Origin of the sequence: Streptomyces sp. CRCS-T-1 (genome assembly GCF_024442335.1) — a bacterium.
Taxonomy (GTDB): Bacteria; Actinomycetota; Actinomycetes; order Streptomycetales; family Streptomycetaceae; genus Streptomyces; species Streptomyces koelreuteriae.
The window spans coordinates 609,479-625,837 of record NZ_CP101651.1; the positions used below are offsets into that span (position 1 = coordinate 609,479).

Genomic DNA, 16,359 nt, shown 5'->3' on the forward strand with positions numbered 1-16,359 from the left:
GCGTTTTCTCATGATCACCGTTCGTGACGTCGACGTGCGCGTGGGCGCGCGTCTGCTGCTGTCCGGCGTCTGTCTCCATGTCTCCCCCGGCGACCGCGTCGGCCTGGTCGGCCGCAACGGCGCGGGAAAGACCACCCTGTTGCACACCCTGGCGGGCGCCCTGCGGCCCGCCGCCGGAACCGTCGCCCGCACCGGCGACGTCGGCCATCTCCCGCAGGACTCCCGCGCGGCCGACCAGTCGGTCACGGTCACCGACCGGATCCTGTCCGCGCGCGGTCTGGACCGCGCCGTACGGGCGCTGCGCCGCGCCGAGGCCGCGATGGCCGACGGTGCGCGGCGGTCGATGAACGCCTATGTGCGGGCCGAGGCCGAGTTCCAGGCGCGCGGTGGCTACGCGGCCGAGGCGGAGGCCGCCCGGGTCGCCGCCGGGCTCGGGCTGCCGTCGGGTCTGATGGACCGGCCGCTCAGCGCCCTGTCGGGCGGTCAGCGCCGGCGCGTGGAGCTGGCCCGCATCCTGTTCGCCGGGCACGGCACGCTGCTGCTGGACGAGCCGACGAACCACCTGGACGCGGAGTCGATCACCTGGCTGCGCGCCTTCCTCGCGAGCCATCAGGGCGGTCTGGTGATGATCAGCCATGACACGTCCCTGCTGGCCGGAACCGTGAACCGGGTGTTCCACCTGGACCCGGGGCGGGCCGTGCTGGACATCCACAACACCGGCTGGGACGCCTATCTCGCCCAGCGGGACGCCGACGAGCGGCGACGGGCGCGCGAGCGGGCGAACGCCGAGCGCAAAGCGGCTTCGCTGCACGCGCAGGCCGACCGGATGCGGGCCCGCGTGTCGACCGCGGTGGCCGCCCGGAACATGGCCCGCCGGGCCGACCGGATGCTCGCCGACCTCGAACCGGCCCGGCGCGCCGAGAAGACGGCCAGGATCCGGCTGCCCGAGCCGGTGCCCTGCGGCCGGATCCCGCTCGGTGCCGTCAGTCTGACCAGGTCGTACGGCGGGCAGCACGTCCTGCGCGGGGTGGATCTGGCCGTCGACCGGGGCAGCCGTCTGGTCGTGCTCGGCCCCAACGGGGCGGGAAAGACGACCCTGTTGCGTCTCCTCGCGGGTCGGGACACACCCGACAGCGGGCGGGTGGTCCACGGGCACGGGCTGCGGATCGGCTACTTCGCCCAGGAACACGACACGCTGGACCCGGAGCTGACGGTGCGTGAGCATCTGGCCGGTGCCGCCCCGCACCTCGGCGACGGCGAAGTCCGCCAGGTGCTGGGCTCGTTCCTGTTCACCGGCGACGACACGGACAAGCGTGTCGGTGTCCTCTCCGGCGGCGAGAAGACCCGGCTCGCCCTCGCGGGGCTGGTGCACTCGGGCGCCAACGTCCTGCTCCTGGACGAGCCCACCAACAACCTGGACCCGGCCTCCCGCGCCGAGGTCCTGGCCGCGGTGGGCACCTATCCGGGCGCGATCGTCATGGTCACCCACGACGAGGGAGCGGTGGACGCACTGCGGCCGGACCGGGTGCTGCTGCTGCCCGAGGCGGAGGAGGACCTGTGGAGCGACGACTACCGGGAGCTGGTGGTGCCCGCGCACGCGTGACCTGGCTCTGGGTACCTGAGGCCTCCGGCTGGGCCCCGCCACCCGCGCGGGGGTGCCCGTCCCGGCTACCGGTGGCTGCTGGGACGGCCCCGCTGCCCGCCTAAGGGCCCAGCCCGGCGACCGGTCGCTGCTGGGCGGGCCCGCCGCTCGTCCGAGGGTGCCCGTCCCGGCGACCGGTGGCTGCTGGGACGGCCCCGCTGCCCGCCTAGGGTTCCAACCCGGCGACCGGTCACCGTTTGGCGGGCCCCGCCGCCCGCCTGCGGCCCCGTCCCGCCGACCAGTGGCCTCCGGACGGGCCCTGCGGCCCGCCCCGGCCGCGCCGGTCACGCGTCCCGGTACGCCTCCAGCAGCCGGAGCCACACTTCGCTGATCGTCGGGTAGGACGGGACCGCGTGCCACAGGCGGCTGACGGGGACCTCGCCGGCCACGGCGATCGTGGCGGAGTGGATGAGTTCGCCCACGCCCGGGCCCACGAGCGTCACGCCGCGGAGGATCTCGGCCTCGACGTCGACGACCATGCGGGCGCGGCCCTTGTAGCCGTCGGCGTACAGGCCGGCCCCGGCGACGGAGGACAGGTCGACGTCGACGGCCTTCACACGATGGCCGGCCTGCTCCGCCTCGGCGAGGGACAGGCCCACGGCCGCGGCTTCCGGGTCGGTGAAGACGACCTGGGGGACGGCGGCGTGGTCGGCGGTCGCGCTGTGGGCGCCCCAGGGCTGGGCGAGGAGGGTTTCCCCCGTGGCCCGCGCGGCGATGGCAGCACCCGCGATACGCGCCTGGTACTTGCCCTGGTGGGTGAGCAGGGCGCGCTGGTTGACGTCGCCGACCGCGTACAGCCAGTCGTGGCCGGTGACGCGGAGGCTGTCGTCGACCGGCAGCCAGGTTCCGGGGTCCAGGCCGATCGTCTCCAGACCGATGTCGTCGGTGCGCGGCGCGCGGCCGGTGGCGAAGAGGATCTCGTCGGCCTCGACGCGGTCGCCGGTGTCGGTGACGGTCACGACCTTGCCGTTCTCGCGGGTCACCGACTCGACCGACGTACCGGTGCGGACGTCCGTGCCGGCCTCGGTGAGCGCCTCGGCGATCAGTTCCCCGGCGAAGGGCTCCATCCGGGGCAGCAGGCCCTTGCCGCGGACCAGCATGGTGACCTCGGAGCCGAGGGCCTGCCAGACCGTGGCCATCTCGGTGGCGACCACGCCGCCACCGATCACGATCAGCCGGCCGGGCACGCTCTTGGAGCTCGTGGCCTCCCGGCTGGTCCACGGCTTGACCTCGTCGAGTCCGGGCAGCCCGGGGAGGGACGCGCGGCTGCCGGTGCAGACGGCGACGGCGTGCCGGGCGGTCAGGACGTGCTCGGCGCCGTCGGGGCCGGTGACCGTCACCGTACGGGGGCCGGCGAGGCGTCCGTGGCCGCGGTACAGGTCGGCGCCGATGGAGTCGAGCCACCCGACCTGGCCGTCGTCCTTCCAGTGGGAGGTGTAGTAGTCCCGGTGGGCGAGGACCGCGGCGGCGTCGAGGGGGCCCTGCACCGACTGGCTCAGGCCGGGGACACGGCGGGCGTCCGCCCGGGCGATGACCGGCCGCAGCAGGGCCTTGCTGGGCATGCACGCCCAGTACGAGCACTCGCCGCCGACCAGTTCGCTCTCCACGACCGCGGTGGTCAGACCGGCGGCGCGGGCGCGGTCTGCGACGTTCTCCCCCACGGGCCCGGCCCCGAGCACCACGACGTCGTACGCGTTGGTTTCCGTTTCCGTCATGGGGTCAGTCTGGTGGGTGGTGTGCGCCCTGGCCACACGGGTAGGGGCGCGGAATACCCACCAGGTCGGCCGTGTTGTGCCGACGGTTTGCCCCCACACCAGGAAGAGGGATTTACACCATGAGCAGCACCGTGGAGCTCACCAAGGAGAACTTCGACCAGACGGTCACGGACAACGAGTTCGTTTTGATCGACTTCTGGGCGTCCTGGTGCGGGCCGTGCAAGCAGTTCGCCCCGGTCTACGAGAAGGCGGCGGAGGAGAACCCGGACCTGGTGTTCGGCAAGGTGGACACCGAGGCGCAGCCCGAGCTGGCCGCGGCCTTCGGTATCCAGTCGATTCCCACGCTGATGATCGTCCGCGACCAGGTCGCCGTGTTCGCCCAGCCGGGCGCCCTGCCGGAGGCCGCCCTGACCGACGTCATCGGCCAGGCCCGTGGCCTGGACATGGACGAGGTCCGCAAGGCCGTCGCCGAGCAGCAGGCCCAGCAGCCGCAGGGGACCGAGTAAGCGGCCCGGGGGCGCTTCCACGCCCTCGAGCAACCGGCTCCGGGGCCGGGCCTGGCCTGCGAGGCCGGACCCGGCCCCAGGTCGTGTCCGGCCTCAGGTCGTGTCCGGCCCTAGGTCGCCGTCCGGCCTCAGGTCACGTCCGGCCCGGAAGCCGTGTCCGGCCCAGGCCTAGAAGGGGTACGGGGCCACGTCCGCGCGTACCGTCGTCCAGCGCAGTTCGGTGAAGGCCTCCAGATTGGCCTCGCCCCCGAAGCGGGCGCCGGTGCCGGAGGCGGCCACCCCGCCGAAGGGCGCCACGGCCTCGTCGTTCACGGTCTGGTCGTTGATGTGGACGATGCCGGTGGGGATGCGCTCGGCGAGGTCCAGGCCGCGGGCGGTGTCCCTGGTGACGATGCCCAGGGAGAGGCCGTACGGGCTCTGCGCGGCCAGGGCCGCCGCCTCGTCGGCGGTGCTGAAGGAGCGCACGGGCGCCACCGGGCCGAAGACCTCCTCCGTGTAGGCCGGGGTGCGGTCGTCGACATGGGCGAGGACGGTGGGCCGGTAGAAGAGCCGGTCGTGCGTGCCGCCCGCGGCGATCTTGGCGCCCGCGGCCCTGCTGGAGTCGACCAGGCCGCTGATCTTGTCGAGCTGCCCGGAGTCGATGATGGGGCCCAGGTGGACGTGGTCGCGGTGCGGGTCGCCGACGGCCAGGGAGTCCGCCTTGGCGGCCAGCCGCTCCACGTACTCGTCGTAGAGGGAGGCGTGCACCAGGTGGCGTCCGGTCGTCATGCAGATCTGGCCCTGGTGGAAGAACGAGCCCCAGGCGGCGGTGGAGATCACCGCGTCGAGGTCGGCGTCCTCCAGCACGATCATGGCCGAGTTGCCGCCCAGTTCCAGGTGGGCCCGCTTGAGGTGACGCCCGGCGGCCTCGCCGACGGCCCGTCCGGCGGCGGTGGAGCCGGTGAAGGAGATGACCGGCACGCGCGGGTCGGAGACCAGGGCCTGCCCGGCGTCCGGACCGCCGGGGAGCACGTGCAGCAGGTCCTGCGGGAGGCCCGCGGCGGCGAAGACCGCGGCGAGGGCCAGACCGCCGCAGACGGCGGTGCGCGGGTCCGGCTTCAGCAGGACCCCGTTGCCCAGGGCCAGGGCCGGGGCGACGGAGCGGATGGACAGGATCAGCGGGGCGTTGAAGGGCGAGATGACGCCCACCACACCGGCCGGGACACGGCGGGTGTACGACAGGCGCGGCGCCTCGCTGGGCAGGACCTGGCCGGCCGGGCGGGAGGCGAGCGCGGCGGCCTCGTAGCACTCCTGGGCGGCGACGTGCAGTTCGAAGTCGGCCTTGCCGGGGACGGACCCGGACTCGCGGACGATCCATTCGCGCAGTTCGGCGGCGTGCGCGGTGAACAGGTCGCCCGCCTTGCGGAGGACGGCGGCGCGGGCGAAGTGCGGGGCGCGTGCCCACTCGCGCTGGGCGGCGGCCGCGCGCCCTGCGGCGGCGCCGACGTCCTCGGGGGTGGCGAGGGCGAGGGTGCCGAGGGCCCCGCCGGTGGCGGGCTCGGTGACGGTGTACCCGGGCCCCGCCAGGGCGCGGGGCTGCCAGGTCCTGGGGTCGAGCAGCGGCATGACGGCTCTCCGATCGATCGGTCACCGGCGTGCGGGGTGGGTGGAACTCCCGCTGGAACGTGGCCGGTTCGGCGGTCACAGGGCGGGGCGCGGCGATCCGGGGCAGCCATGTGTGCAGCGCCCGCGTTCGCACGCGCCCCCGTTTTGTTGACGATGCAACATCCTAGTCATGCGCCGGGCGATGACCGGTGCCGCCCGTCCGCCGGACCACTCCGATTGTCCCGCGAGGAGCCGCCTTCCGGTCGGGTCAGCTCGAGTCGCGGTGCAGCAGCGTCGCGCCCAGCACCTTGTGCGTCTCGGGCTCGGTCATGGGCTTGCGTACGGCGCGGTCGACCAGTTCGGCGAGTTCACGGCCGGAGGGCAGTTCCAGGTGGACCGTGCTCAGCCGGGGCCGCAGCAGCCGGCCGAGCATCAGATCGTCGGCGCCGACCACGGCCGTCTCCTCCGGGATGCGGATGCCCTCGTCCTGCAGGGCCCGCATCAGCAGCATCGCGTACTCGTCGTTGTAGGTGAACACCGCGTCCAGGCCGAGGGTCCGCCAGCGGGCGGCGAGGCGGGCCGCGTCCTGTTCATCGTGGGCGAGGGGCAGTTCGGTCACCGTGGCGTCGGTGCCCCGCAGGGCGTGGCGCACCCCGTCGAGCCGGGGCGCGGAGAACGCCTCGAGGCCGGGTTCCTGCGGGACGACGACGCCGATCCGGCGGCGCCCGCGGTCGTAGAGGTGGGCGCCCGCGCTGTAGCCGACGACGTCGTGGTCCATGAGCAGGGCGTGCGCGCCCTCTATGGTCTCGGGGCCGAGGGTGACCACGGCCCGGGCGCCGGAGCGCTTGAGCACCGCCACTCCGTGCGGGCCGAGTCCGGAACCGGGCACCAGCACGGCCACGGGCCGCAGTTCGGCCCAGGCGCGGGCGGCGTCGTCGCCGTGCGGGCCGCCGGTGCCATGCTGCACCACCGTGTACTCCAGGGCGCCGAGCGCGACCTGGAGATCGGTGAGGAACCGGCTGTAGAGCGGGCCGACAGGGAAGGTCGGCGCGGGGATCAGGACCATACGGCTGTGCCCGGCGCGCAAGGAACGGGCCGCCGCGTGCGGCACGTACCCGAGTTCCTTCGCGGCCGCGTGGACCCGGCGGCGGGTGGGCTCGCTGATCCGTACGGCGCTGGTGTTGTTGAGGACGTAGGAGACGGTCGCGCGCGAGACGCCGGCCAGGCGGGCCACATCGGCGCTCGTGGGTACCGAGCGCATCGGTGCGGGGGACGGGGGCGCGGGCGTTTTCGGTATCTGCACCATGACGTACGGCATCTTGGCAGAAGCCCCAATGCGCCCTTCAAGCGGGGGAGTTGTGAGGAAGCCGTGAGCGTTCACGAGGGGCGGCGGGCGCCCCTAGCGGGTGGATTGCGTGCCCGTGAGCCGGTCGACCAGGTCGGTCCACGCCTCTTCGAGGCGGGTCAGGGGTATCCCGCACTGCTTGGTCAGGTGGTGGATCAGGGCCGGGTCGAGCTGGCCCATCAGGGTGTGGGACAGGAGTTCGCAGTCCGCTTCGGGGACCGCCTGCCGCAGAAGCATGGCCACGTGGTGGCGCAGCACCCGGCGGGCCGGGACGACGAAGCGGCGGTTCGCGCCCGGCTCGGCCGCGAGCTGCAGCTCCAGTTCGTCCACCGACCGGCGCAGCATCGCGCGACCGAACTCCCGCAGCCGCTCCACGGGCGGCGCGCCGGGTCCGAGCGGCGGCGGGCCGCTGAGGAAGGCGGCCTGGAACTTCTTCTCGGAGTGGTCGAGCAGGGCCGTCAGCAGGCCGGTGCGGTCGCCGAACCGGCGGAAGACCGTGCCTTTGCCGACGCAGGCCGCCGCGGCCACCGCCTCCATCGTGACGGCGTCCGCGCCGCGCTCCGCCACCAGCCGCCCGGCGGCCTCCAGCAGCCGGGCCCGGTTGCGCGCGGCGTCGGCCCGCAGGCACGGCTCGTCGACTTCCGGGGCGGTCTCGAGCTGGAGCAGCTCGGGACGGGCGACGGGCTCCTGGGGCGTCGGGAAGGGCGGCGGGGCGGTGGACATGAAGCCAGCGTAAAGCATCGGGAACAAAACTGGACCGCGGTCCGGTTAGGGTGCTAGAACAATAAACGGACCTCGGTCCGGATCGTAACGGCTGTGTTTCGCAGCAGTCTTTCTCTACCTGGGAGTCAGCATGTCTGTTCGCATCCTCGCGCTCGTCGGCAGCCTTCGCGCCGGGTCGCACAACCGCCAGCTCGCCGAGGCGGCCGTCAAGCTCGCCCCCGAGGGTGCCGAGGTGAACCTGTTCGAGGGCCTCGCCGAGATCCCCTTCTACAACGAGGACATCGACGTCGAGGGCAGCGTCCCGGCCGCCGCCGTGAAGCTGCGCGAGGCCGCCGAGGCGGCCGACGGTCTGATCCTGTTCACGCCCGAGTACAACGGCACCATCCCGGCCGTCCTGAAGAACGCCATCGACTGGCTGTCCCGCCCGTACGGCGCCGGTGCCCTCAGCGGCCTGCCGGTCGCCGTGGTCGGCACCGCCTTCGGCCAGTTCGGCGGTGTGTGGGCGCACGACGAGACCCGCAAGTCCGTGGGGATCGCCGGCGCCAAGGTGCTGGAGGACGTCAAGGTGTCCATCCCCGGCTCGCTGACCCGCTTCGCCGAGACGCACCCGGCCGACGACGCCGAGGTCGCCGCGCAGCTCACCGAGGTCATCACCCGTCTGCACGGCCAGGCCACGGAGACGGCCGCCGCCTGACCCGTCACGCGACCGGTGCGACCGGTGCCGAGGAGGGGCCGCAGCCATGGTCGGCTGCGGCCCCTCCGGCGTGTTCCCGACGGTGTCAGACCGCTTGGGGCAGCGGCTCGGTCCGGTGGATCGGGGTCCCCGAGCCGGTGAGTGGCAGACCCGTTCCGCCACGCCTGGCCGCGACGATCTCCGCCGCGATGGACACGGCGGTCTCCTCGGGCGTACGGGCGCCCAGGTCGAGTCCGATCGGCGACCGCAGCCGGGCCAGCTCGCGCTCGCCGACGCCCGCTTCCCGCAGGCGCCGGTTGCGGTCCTGGTGGGTGCGGCGGGAACCCATGGCGCCGACGTAGGCGACCGGCAGGCGCAGGGCCTCCGTCAGCAGGGGCACGTCGAACTTCGCGTCGTGGGTGAGCACGCACAGCACCGTGCGTCCGTCGGTCCGAGTCGCCCGCAGATAGCGGTGGGGCCAGTCCACGACGATCTCGTCGGCCTCGGGGAAGCGGGCCCGGGTCGCGAAGACGGGCCGGGCGTCGCACACGGTGACGTGATGGCCGAGGAGCTTGCCCGCCCGGACCAGGGCCGCCGCGAAGTCGATCGCGCCGAAGACGATCATGCGGGGCGGCGGCACGGCCGACTCCACGAGCAGGGTGATCCCGCCCGGGCAGTGCGAACCGTCCTCGGAAAGCTCGACCGTGCCCGTGCGGCCGCTGTCCAGCAGGGCACGGGCCTGGCTGATCGCCGTACGGTCCAGGTCCGGAGCGCCGCCGAGACCGCCTTCGTGCGAGCCGTCGGGGCGTACGAGCACCGACCGGCCGAGGAGGACGGCGGGCCCCCTGGCCACCCGGGCGAGAGCCACCGGCTCGCCTCGGGCGGCGGCCGACAGCGCGGCCGTCTCGTGTGTCTCGGAGGCGTCGTACGGGGTGACCATGACGTCGATGGTTCCGCCGCAGGTCAGACCGACGGCGAAGGCGTCCTCGTCGCTGTAGCCGAACCGCTCGACGAGCGTCTCGCCCTCCTGGAGGGCCTGGAGGCAGAGGTCGTACACGGCTCCCTCCACGCAGCCCCCGGAGACCGAGCCGATGGCGGTGCCGTCGGCGCAGACGGCCAGGGCGGCGCCGGGAGGGCGCGGGGCGCTGCCGCCGACGGCGACGACCGTGGCGACGGCGAACTCCCGGCCCTCCTCGATCCACTCCCGCAGCTGTCGGGCGAGGTCAAGCATCGCCGCCCGCCATCAGGACACGGTCGGGCCGGATCGGCAGGTCGCGGTGGCGTACGCCGGTCGCGTGCCACACGGCGTTGGCGACCGCCGCCGCGGCACCCACGATGCCGATCTCGCCGATGCCCTTGATGCCCACCGGGTCGTCCGGGTCGGGGTCGTCGATCCAGTCGGCCTCGATGGGGGGCACGTCGGCGTGCGCGGCGACGTGGTAGCCCGCGAGGTCGGCGCCGTAGAGGCCGCCGCTGGCCCGGTCCCGTACGGCTTCCTCGTGCAGGGCCATGGAGATGCCCCAGGTCATGCCGCCGACGAACTGGTTGCGGGCGGTGAGCGGGTTGACGATGCGGCCGGCCGCGAAGATGCCCAGCATGCGGCGGACGCGGACCTCGCCGGTGGCCGGATCGACGGCGACCTCGGCGAACTGCGCCCCGAAGGAGTGCCGCTCCTTCTGGGCGAGGGCGCCGATGGCCTCGCTCGTGTCGGACCGTACGGTGACGCCCTCCGGCGGGATGTCGGCGCCCGGAGCGAGGCTCTGGCGCAGTTCGTCGGCGGCAGCCGTGACGGCCCAGGCCCAGGAGCGGGTGCCCATCGAGCCGCCGGCGATCATCGCCGGGCCGAAGTCGCTGTTCCCGATGCGGACCCGGACGCGGTCCGTCGCCACTTCCAGGGCGTCGGCGGCGACCAGCGTGAGCGCGGTCCTGGCGCCGGTGCCGATGTCGGCTGCGTTGATCCGCACCGTGAAGGTGCCGTCCGCCTCCGCGGTGACGGCCGCCGTGGAGGGCATGGCCCCGGCGGGGAAGGAGGCGGCGGCGGTGCCCGTGCCGAGCAGCCAGCGGCCGTCGCGGCGCACCCCCGGCCGCCGGTCCCGGTCCGCCCAGCCGAACCGGCGGGCGCCCTCGCGGAAGCAGGCGATCAGGTTGCGGCTGCCGAACGGCAGGCCGGACACCGGGCCCACCTCGGGCTCGTTGCGTACGCGCAGCTCGATCGGGTCGAGGCCGCACCGCTCGGCGAGTTCGTCGAGCGCCGACTCCAGCGCGAACGAGCCCGGAGCCTCGCCGGGGGCGCGCATCCAGGTCGGGGTCGGTACGTCGAGCCGGACGATCCGGCTGGCCGTGTGGTGGGCGTCCGCCGCGTACATCGACCGGCCCGCCGCGGCGCTCGGCTCGACGAACTCGTGCACGGCCGAGGTGAGGTTCAGGGACCGGTGCTCCAGCGCGCGCAGCCGCCCGTCCGCGTCGGCACCGAGCCTGACCCGCTGGGCCGTGGGGCTGCGGTATCCGGCGAGCGAGAACATCTGCCGGCGGGTCATGACGACCCTCACCGGGCGCTGCAGAACGGTCGCGGCCATCACCGCGCCCACCTGGTGGGCGCGCACGCCTTTGCTGCCGAAGCCGCCGCCGACATGCTCGGAGCGCACCCGCACGGAGGCCGGGTCGAGGGAGAACAGGCTGGCGAGTTCGCCGGCGACCCAGGTGGTGCCCTGGTTGGAGTCGACGACCTCGAGCCGGCCGCCCTCCCACCGGGCCGTCGCCGCGTGCGGCTCCATCGGGTTGTGGTGTTCCTCCGGAGTGGTGTACTCCGCGTCCAGCACGACGGCGGACGCCGCGAGCTCGGCCTCCAGATCGCCCTTCTCGACCACGCCCGGCATATGGCCGTCGAGCGCGTACGCCTCGGCCTCCCTCTCGGCGCCGAACGCGACGTCGTGCGGCTCCTGTTCGTAGTCGACCTGGAGCGACTCGGCGGCCTCCCGGGCCTGCTCGGACGTCTCGGCGACGACCAGCGCCACCGGCCAGCCCAGGTGGGCGACCCGGTCGTGCTGGAAGAGGGCGATGCTCGGGTCCGGGGACATGCCCATCAGTCCGGCGTAGTCGGTGTCGACACGCGGGGCGTTCTGGTGGTGGAGGACGGCGAGGACCCCGGGCATCGCGAGCACGGCCTCGGTGTCCAGGGCGCGGACGCGGCCGCGGGCGACGGTGGACAGCACCAGCCAGCCGTGGGCGAGATCGGCGAAGGGGATCTCACCGGCGTAGCGAGCCGCTCCGGTGACCTTGTCGCGGCCTTCCACACGGGCGTGCGCGGAGCCGACGGAGCCCCTGGTGGCGGTGGTCATCGGGTGGCCTCCTCGACGAGTTCGCTCAGCACGGCGACGACGAGGTTGCGCATCAGGGTCACCTTGTATCCGTTGTGGGGCAGGGGCCTCGCGGCGGCCAGTTCCAGCTCCGCGGCAGCCGCGAAGGTCTCGGCGTCGGCGGGTGCGCCGAGCAGGACGCCCTCGGCGGCGCGGGCCCGCCAGGGGCGGGAGGCGACGGCCCCGAAGGCCAGGCGCACGTCGTGCACGACGCCGTCCCGGACGTCGAGCGCGGCGGCGATCGAGCCGATGGCGAAGGCGTAGGAGGCGCGCTCGCGGACCTTGCGGTAGCGGGAGTGGGCGGCGACCGGGGCGGGCGGCAGGGTGACGCCGGTGATCAGCGCGCCCGGCGGCAGGGCGGTCTCCAGATGCGGGGTCTCCCCCACCGGCAGGTAGAAGTCGGCGAGCGGCACCTCCCCCGGCCCGTCCGCCGTCTCGTACGACACGGTCGCGTCGAAGGCGGCCAGGGCCACGCCCATGTCGGAGGGATGGGTGGCCACGCAGTGGTCGGAGGCGCCGAGGACGGCGTGGTTGTGGTGCTCGCCCTCGATCGCGGGGCAGCCGCTGCCCGGGCTGCGCTTGTTGCAGGGGGCGGTGACGTCGGTGAAGTAGCCGCAGCGGGTGCGCTGGAGCAGATTGCCGCCGACGGTGGCCATGTTGCGCAGCTGCCCGGAGGCGCCGGCCAGTACGGCCTGCGCCAACGCCGGGTAGCGGCGCCGGACTTCGGGGTGCGCCGCGAGGTCGCTGTTGGTGACGGTGGCCCCGATACGCAGTCCGCCGTCCTCGGTGGGCTCGACGCGGTTCAGGGGCAGTTCGCGTACGTCGACGAGGAGGGCGGGCCGCTCGACGCCGGTCTTCATCAGGTCGACCAGGTTGGTGCCGCCGCCCAGGAAGCGGGCTTCCCGGTCGCCTTCGAGCAGCGCCACGGCGCCGGAGACGTCGTACGCCCGCTGGTAGCCGAACTCCCTCATACCGCCGCTCCCTTGGACTCCGCGGCGCGGGCCACGGCCTGGACGATCGACACATACGCGCCGCAGCGGCACAGGTTGCCGCTCATGCGCTCCCGTATCTCCTCCGGCGTCAGGGGTGGTGGTCCCGCCTCGGGCCGTACGTCGCCGGTGGCCGCGCTCGGCCAGCCCGCCGCGTGCTCCTCGATCATCGCGATGGCCGAACAGATCTGTCCCGGCGTGCAGTAGCCGCACTGGTAGCCGTCCAGTTCGAGGAACGCCTGCTGCACCGGGTGCAGCCGGTCGCCCTCGGCCACGCCTTCGATGGTGGTGATCTCGCGCCCTTCGGCCGCCACGGCCAGTTGCAGACAGGCGACGCTGCGGCGGCCGTCGACCAGGACGGTGCACGCGCCGCACTGCCCCTGATCACAGCCTTTTTTCGTGCCGGTCATATCGAGCCGTTCACGCAGGGCGTCGAGCAGCGTGGTGCGGTGGTCGACGGTCAGCGTGTACTTCTCGCCGTTGACGGACAGGGTGAGGTCGCTGGACGTCGATGGGGGCATGGAAGCCTTCTCTCTCAGTGTCGCGAGGCCAGGAGGCACAGGAGGCAGGGGCGCGGGCTGTCCGCGCGGACGGCACACCGATACGATGGAGCAAGCGGACAGTTGTCCGTTACCCGAAAACGTAACGGACAACTGTCCGCTTAACAAGGGCCGGGTTTCGGCCATGGGATCGCGAGGAGGGCGAGTGCGGCAGAAGAAGGACGCTCCCCTGCGCTCGGACGCGCAGCGCAATCGCGAGCGCATCCTGGAAGTGGCGCTGGCCGAATTGACGCGGTCGGCGGACGCGCCGCTGAGTTCGATCGCCAAGAAGGCCTGCGTCGGGCAGGGGACCTTCTACCGCCACTTCCCCAGCCGTGAGGCACTCGTCCTGGAGATCTACCGCCACGAGATGCGGCAGGTCGCCGACAGCGCCGCGCCCCTGCTGGAGAGCCGGGAACCCGACCGGGCGCTGCGCGAGTGGATGGACCGGCTCGCGCGGTTCGCCATGACCAAGGCGGGCCTGGCCGACGCCATCCGCCAGGCCACGAGCGCACCGGGGCAGCCCGCGAAGCCGGGACACACCCCGGTGACGGAGGCCGCCGAACTGCTGCTGCGGGCCGCCGAGGAGGCCGGCACCATCCGCCCGGGGATCACCGCGGACGATCTCTTCCTCACGATCGGCGGCCTCTGGACGATCGACCCCCACACCGACTGGCAACCGCGCGCCGCCCGGCTGCTGGACTTCGTCATGGACGGGCTGCGGGTGGGGGCGCCGGGGCGCTGAGGCCTCCCCCGGACGGCGATACCGCGAACGGGTCAGGCAACCGCCGTAGGGGCCAGTTCGCGCAGCTCCCTGAGGGCCGCCGCGACCGCCGGGCGGGCGTGGCCGCCGCCGCGGGTGCAGGTCAGGAGCTTGCGGTGGGGGTTGCCTGTGCAGCGGACCCGGGTGATCGGCAGGTGCGGGGTCAGGTGGGCCAGGCGTGGGACGAGGGCGACGCCGAGCCGGTGGGCGACGAGGTGGGCGGTGACGTTCCAGTCCAGGGCGTGGTGGACGACGTCGGGCGTGAACCCCGCCGCGCCGCAGGCGGACAGCACGTGCGGACGGCAGGGGCTCTCCTCCACCGGCGCGATCCACGCCTCGCGCGCCGCCTCGGCGAGATCGACCCGGGCCCGCCCCGCGAGCCGGTGCCCTTCGGGGACGACCAGGTCGAACGGGTCGTCCAGCAGCGGCTGCTGGTCGAACCGCGTGTCGCTCAGCGGCGGGTTGAGCGGGGTGGCCTCGACGATCGCCAGTTCGCACTCCCCCTCGAAGAGCAGATCGAAGCTCTCGGGGACACCCGCCTCGGTGATCCGTACGGACAGCCGCGGATGCCGCTCGCCCAGCCGGGCCGCCATCGGGGCCAGCAGCACCGAGATCGCGACGGGGAATCCGGTCACGCGCAGCAACCCGGAGGGCGCTCCGTGATCGGCCCGTAGGTCGAGTTCGGCCAGGTCCCAGCGGGCCTGGATGGCGTCGGCGTGCGCCAGGAGGCTCTCGGCGGCCGGGGTGAGGCGCACTCCGCGCCCCTGGGGCTCCAGCAGTTCGACGTCCAGATCGCGGGCGAGCTGCCGGATCTGCTGGGAGGCGGCGGACGGGGTGAAGTGCAGGGCCCGGGCGGCCGCGGTGACCGTGCCGTAGTGGGAGACAGCCCTGAGGACGTGCAGCCTGCGCAGGTCAATCATGTAGTCCAAGCTTCACAATGCGGTCCACAAAGTCAACCTGGACGTGTACGGAGATCTCGACGCACCCTGGCTGTGTCGCGACGGTCAACCAGCCACGACGTACGAGGAGTCAGCCATGACCAGCACCCACGCCACCGCCTGCCCGCACTGCGGCTGGCCGGACGGGGGCGAGCCGTTCCAGGTGCTGTCCCGGCACACCACCGCCACGGGCCGCACGGAGTGGACGCGCTGCGGCTGCGGCTCGCTGCAGGTCCGGGTCGTCGACGCCCGCGGGACCCGCGTCGTCTCCCGCAGCGGACCGGCCTCCGGCTCCGCTCCGGCGCGGTCGGACACGGCGAGCCGCTGAGCGCTCGGGCTCCGCCGGATCTGCGGGCTCACCGCGTACGGGAATCGCGTACATGACCTGCGCGTATGTTGGTGGCGCCGTCGGTTGATGGTTGAAGCTCAAGGGGTGCGTGCCGGTCGCCGCGTCCGCGGCGGCCGCCCTCACCCGTCATTCGGGCGCCACCCGCCGTACGGCGGGCAGGTTCCGCCGCTCGGCGGCGCCCGGGGCCGGGGCGGTGGGGACGAACATGGCAGCACGAGCCGCCGTGACCTCGCGTGAGGAGACGCCATGACGCATGTGCCGCCGCCCTTCGATCCCGAACTCGCCGGTGCCCTGGAGCTGATCAAGGACATGATCAGCCCGGGGCTGACGCCGGACCAGATCGCCGAGGTGCGTCAGGGCCCGGGCATCGAGCTGCTGGCCGAGCTGGACCTGACCATGGGCGGGACGTTCGTGGTGGAGGACCGGCAGGTGCCCGGTCCGCAGGGCGAGCCCGACATCTCGCTGCTGATCTGCCGCCCGGCCCTTCCGGCGGCAGCCGGGGCGCGGCCCGTCATCTACCACGTGCACGGCGGCGGCATGGTGATCGGGAACAACCGGGTCGGGGTCGACGTCCCGCTGGCATGGGCGCGGGCGCTGGACGCGGTCGTGGTGTCCGTGGAGTACCGGCTGGCGCCTGAGCATCCGCATCCCGCGCCGGTCGAGGACGTGTACGCCGGGCTGCTGTGGACGGCCGAGCATGCCGCCGAGCTGGGCGCCGACCCCGAGCGGATCGTCGTCGCGGGGGCGAGTGCGGGCGGCGGGCTGTGCGCGGCCCTCGCCCTGCTCACCCGGGACCGCAAGGGGCCACGGCTGATCGGGCAGGTCCTGATGTGCCCGATGCTCGACGACCGCAACGACACGCCGTCCACGTACCAGATGGCGGGCCTCGGAGTGTGGGACCGCACCGCCAACGAGACCGGCTGGAGCGCGCTGCTGGGCTCGCGGCGCGGCGGGCCCGACGTACCGGCGTACGCGGCGCCGGCCCGGGCCGAGGATCTGACCGGGTTGCCCCCGGCCTTCCTTGACGTCGGCTCGGCGGAGACCTTCCGCGACGAGGTCGTCGCCTACGCCTCGCGCATCTGGCAGGCCGGTGGCGTGGCCGAACTCCACGTCTGGCCGGGTGGCTTCCACGGCTTCGACGGTTTCGCACCGCAGGCCGCGCTGTCCCAGTCGGCCAGGGCGGCGCACGTGGACTGGCTGCGGAGGCTTCTGAACGGGTGACGGCGGGCTTCTCTCC

Annotated in this window: 16 protein-coding genes; 6 read left to right on the top strand and 10 right to left on the bottom strand. The window is 73.6% G+C overall.

The window, feature by feature from the left end; genetic code table 11:
* Positions 1-10 precede the first annotated feature (10 nt).
* Entirely contained in the window at positions 11-1,603 is a 1,593-nt protein-coding gene (locus tag NNW99_RS02770) for an ABC-F family ATP-binding cassette domain-containing protein (RefSeq protein WP_215116986.1), read from the top strand.
* Between the two features lie 323 nt (positions 1,604-1,926).
* Here the strand turns inward: NNW99_RS02770 and NNW99_RS02775 are convergent, their stop codons facing one another.
* Complete coding sequence (locus NNW99_RS02775; RefSeq protein WP_215116987.1) at positions 1,927-3,357, bottom strand: NAD(P)/FAD-dependent oxidoreductase; 1,431 nt, start codon at positions 3,355-3,357, stop codon at positions 1,927-1,929.
* 119 nt (positions 3,358-3,476) lie between these two features.
* On the opposite strand from NNW99_RS02775, the gene trxA reads away from it, so the two are divergent.
* Complete coding sequence (gene trxA / locus NNW99_RS02780) at positions 3,477-3,863, top strand: thioredoxin (RefSeq protein WP_215116988.1); 387 nt, start codon at positions 3,477-3,479, stop codon at positions 3,861-3,863.
* Positions 3,864-4,031: 168 nt separating this feature from the next.
* Here the strand turns inward: trxA and NNW99_RS02785 are convergent, their stop codons facing one another.
* From NNW99_RS02785 to NNW99_RS02795, 3 genes are all read right to left on the bottom strand, one after another.
* Complete coding sequence (locus tag NNW99_RS02785) at positions 4,032-5,468, bottom strand: aldehyde dehydrogenase family protein (RefSeq protein WP_215116989.1); 1,437 nt, start codon at positions 5,466-5,468, stop codon at positions 4,032-4,034.
* Between the two features lie 247 nt (positions 5,469-5,715).
* Positions 5,716-6,765 carry a LacI family DNA-binding transcriptional regulator gene (locus NNW99_RS02790; protein ID WP_370869112.1) on the bottom strand — a complete coding sequence of 350 codons (1,050 nt, stop codon included), beginning with the start codon at positions 6,763-6,765 and terminating at the stop codon, positions 5,716-5,718.
* An 81-nt stretch (positions 6,766-6,846) separates the two neighbouring features.
* Positions 6,847-7,515 (bottom strand): TetR/AcrR family transcriptional regulator, encoded by a 669-nt coding sequence (locus NNW99_RS02795; protein ID WP_215116991.1) that lies wholly within the window; start codon positions 7,513-7,515, stop codon positions 6,847-6,849.
* 130 nt (positions 7,516-7,645) lie between these two features.
* Between NNW99_RS02795 and NNW99_RS02800 the strand changes: the two genes are divergently transcribed.
* Positions 7,646-8,209 carry an NADPH-dependent FMN reductase gene (locus tag NNW99_RS02800; protein ID WP_215116992.1) on the top strand — a complete coding sequence of 188 codons (564 nt, stop codon included), beginning with the start codon at positions 7,646-7,648 and terminating at the stop codon, positions 8,207-8,209.
* An 85-nt stretch (positions 8,210-8,294) separates the two neighbouring features.
* Here the strand turns inward: NNW99_RS02800 and NNW99_RS02805 are convergent, their stop codons facing one another.
* Genes NNW99_RS02805 through NNW99_RS02820 form a run of 4 tightly spaced genes read right to left on the bottom strand, consistent with a single transcriptional unit; the run spans position 8,295 to position 13,054 of the window.
* Complete coding sequence (locus NNW99_RS02805; protein WP_215116993.1) at positions 8,295-9,419, bottom strand: XdhC/CoxI family protein; 1,125 nt, start codon at positions 9,417-9,419, stop codon at positions 8,295-8,297.
* Complete coding sequence (locus tag NNW99_RS02810) at positions 9,412-11,526, bottom strand: xanthine dehydrogenase family protein molybdopterin-binding subunit (protein ID WP_215116994.1); 2,115 nt, start codon at positions 11,524-11,526, stop codon at positions 9,412-9,414. The genes NNW99_RS02805 and NNW99_RS02810 overlap by 8 nt, the downstream gene beginning before the upstream one ends.
* Entirely contained in the window at positions 11,523-12,515 is a 993-nt protein-coding gene (locus tag NNW99_RS02815) for a xanthine dehydrogenase family protein subunit M (RefSeq protein WP_215116995.1), read from the bottom strand. Before NNW99_RS02815 ends, NNW99_RS02810 begins: the two co-directional genes overlap by 4 nt.
* Positions 12,512-13,054, bottom strand: coding sequence for a (2Fe-2S)-binding protein (locus tag NNW99_RS02820; RefSeq protein ID WP_215116996.1), 543 nt, complete (start codon positions 13,052-13,054; stop codon positions 12,512-12,514). Before NNW99_RS02820 ends, NNW99_RS02815 begins: the two co-directional genes overlap by 4 nt.
* A gap of 184 nt (positions 13,055-13,238) precedes the next feature.
* Here NNW99_RS02820 and NNW99_RS02825 point away from each other — a divergent pair, with 184 nt between their 5' ends.
* Entirely contained in the window at positions 13,239-13,817 is a 579-nt protein-coding gene (locus tag NNW99_RS02825) for a TetR/AcrR family transcriptional regulator (RefSeq protein ID WP_215116997.1), read from the top strand.
* 32 nt (positions 13,818-13,849) lie between these two features.
* Here the strand turns inward: NNW99_RS02825 and NNW99_RS02830 are convergent, their stop codons facing one another.
* On the bottom strand, positions 13,850-14,755 hold the full coding sequence (locus tag NNW99_RS02830) for a LysR family transcriptional regulator (RefSeq protein ID WP_215116998.1): 906 nt from the start codon (positions 14,753-14,755) through the stop codon (positions 13,850-13,852).
* Positions 14,756-14,870: 115 nt separating this feature from the next.
* Here NNW99_RS02830 and NNW99_RS02835 point away from each other — a divergent pair, with 115 nt between their 5' ends.
* Positions 14,871-15,101, top strand: coding sequence for a hypothetical protein (locus NNW99_RS02835; protein WP_215116999.1), 231 nt, complete (start codon positions 14,871-14,873; stop codon positions 15,099-15,101).
* A 147-nt stretch (positions 15,102-15,248) separates the two neighbouring features.
* On the opposite strand, the gene NNW99_RS02840 is transcribed toward NNW99_RS02835, so the two are convergent.
* Entirely contained in the window at positions 15,249-15,377 is a 129-nt protein-coding gene (locus tag NNW99_RS02840) for a hypothetical protein (protein ID WP_255961272.1), read from the bottom strand.
* On the opposite strand from NNW99_RS02840, the gene NNW99_RS02845 reads away from it, so the two are divergent.
* On the top strand, positions 15,369-16,343 hold the full coding sequence (locus NNW99_RS02845) for an alpha/beta hydrolase (protein ID WP_215117000.1): 975 nt from the start codon (positions 15,369-15,371) through the stop codon (positions 16,341-16,343). The two genes, NNW99_RS02840 and NNW99_RS02845, sit on opposite strands and share 9 nt — an antisense overlap.
* Positions 16,344-16,359: the final 16 nt, after the last annotated feature.

What these genes read in the sequence shown, in the direction of transcription:
- NNW99_RS02790 (WP_370869112.1), bottom strand. Translation starts at nt 6,765, where the DNA reads ATGCCGTACGTCATGGTGCAGATACCGAAAACGCCCGCGCCCCCGTCC.
- NNW99_RS02840 (WP_255961272.1), bottom strand. Translation starts at nt 15,377, where the DNA reads ATGCGTCATGGCGTCTCCTCACGCGAGGTCACGGCGGCTCGTGCTGCC.
- NNW99_RS02835 (WP_215116999.1), top strand. Translation starts at nt 14,871, where the DNA reads ATGACCAGCACCCACGCCACCGCCTGCCCGCACTGCGGCTGGCCGGAC.
- NNW99_RS02770 (WP_215116986.1), top strand. Translation starts at nt 11, where the DNA reads ATGATCACCGTTCGTGACGTCGACGTGCGCGTGGGCGCGCGTCTGCTG.
- NNW99_RS02820 (WP_215116996.1), bottom strand. Translation starts at nt 13,054, where the DNA reads ATGCCCCCATCGACGTCCAGCGACCTCACCCTGTCCGTCAACGGCGAG.
- NNW99_RS02775 (WP_215116987.1), bottom strand. Translation starts at nt 3,357, where the DNA reads ATGACGGAAACGGAAACCAACGCGTACGACGTCGTGGTGCTCGGGGCC.
- trxA (WP_215116988.1), top strand. Translation starts at nt 3,477, where the DNA reads ATGAGCAGCACCGTGGAGCTCACCAAGGAGAACTTCGACCAGACGGTC.
- NNW99_RS02815 (WP_215116995.1), bottom strand. Translation starts at nt 12,515, where the DNA reads ATGAGGGAGTTCGGCTACCAGCGGGCGTACGACGTCTCCGGCGCCGTG.
- NNW99_RS02830 (WP_215116998.1), bottom strand. Translation starts at nt 14,755, where the DNA reads ATGATTGACCTGCGCAGGCTGCACGTCCTCAGGGCTGTCTCCCACTAC.
- NNW99_RS02795 (WP_215116991.1), bottom strand. Translation starts at nt 7,515, where the DNA reads ATGTCCACCGCCCCGCCGCCCTTCCCGACGCCCCAGGAGCCCGTCGCC.
- NNW99_RS02810 (WP_215116994.1), bottom strand. Translation starts at nt 11,526, where the DNA reads ATGACCACCGCCACCAGGGGCTCCGTCGGCTCCGCGCACGCCCGTGTG.
- NNW99_RS02805 (WP_215116993.1), bottom strand. Translation starts at nt 9,419, where the DNA reads ATGCTTGACCTCGCCCGACAGCTGCGGGAGTGGATCGAGGAGGGCCGG.
- NNW99_RS02800 (WP_215116992.1), top strand. Translation starts at nt 7,646, where the DNA reads ATGTCTGTTCGCATCCTCGCGCTCGTCGGCAGCCTTCGCGCCGGGTCG.
- NNW99_RS02845 (WP_215117000.1), top strand. Translation starts at nt 15,369, where the DNA reads ATGACGCATGTGCCGCCGCCCTTCGATCCCGAACTCGCCGGTGCCCTG.
- NNW99_RS02785 (WP_215116989.1), bottom strand. Translation starts at nt 5,468, where the DNA reads ATGCCGCTGCTCGACCCCAGGACCTGGCAGCCCCGCGCCCTGGCGGGG.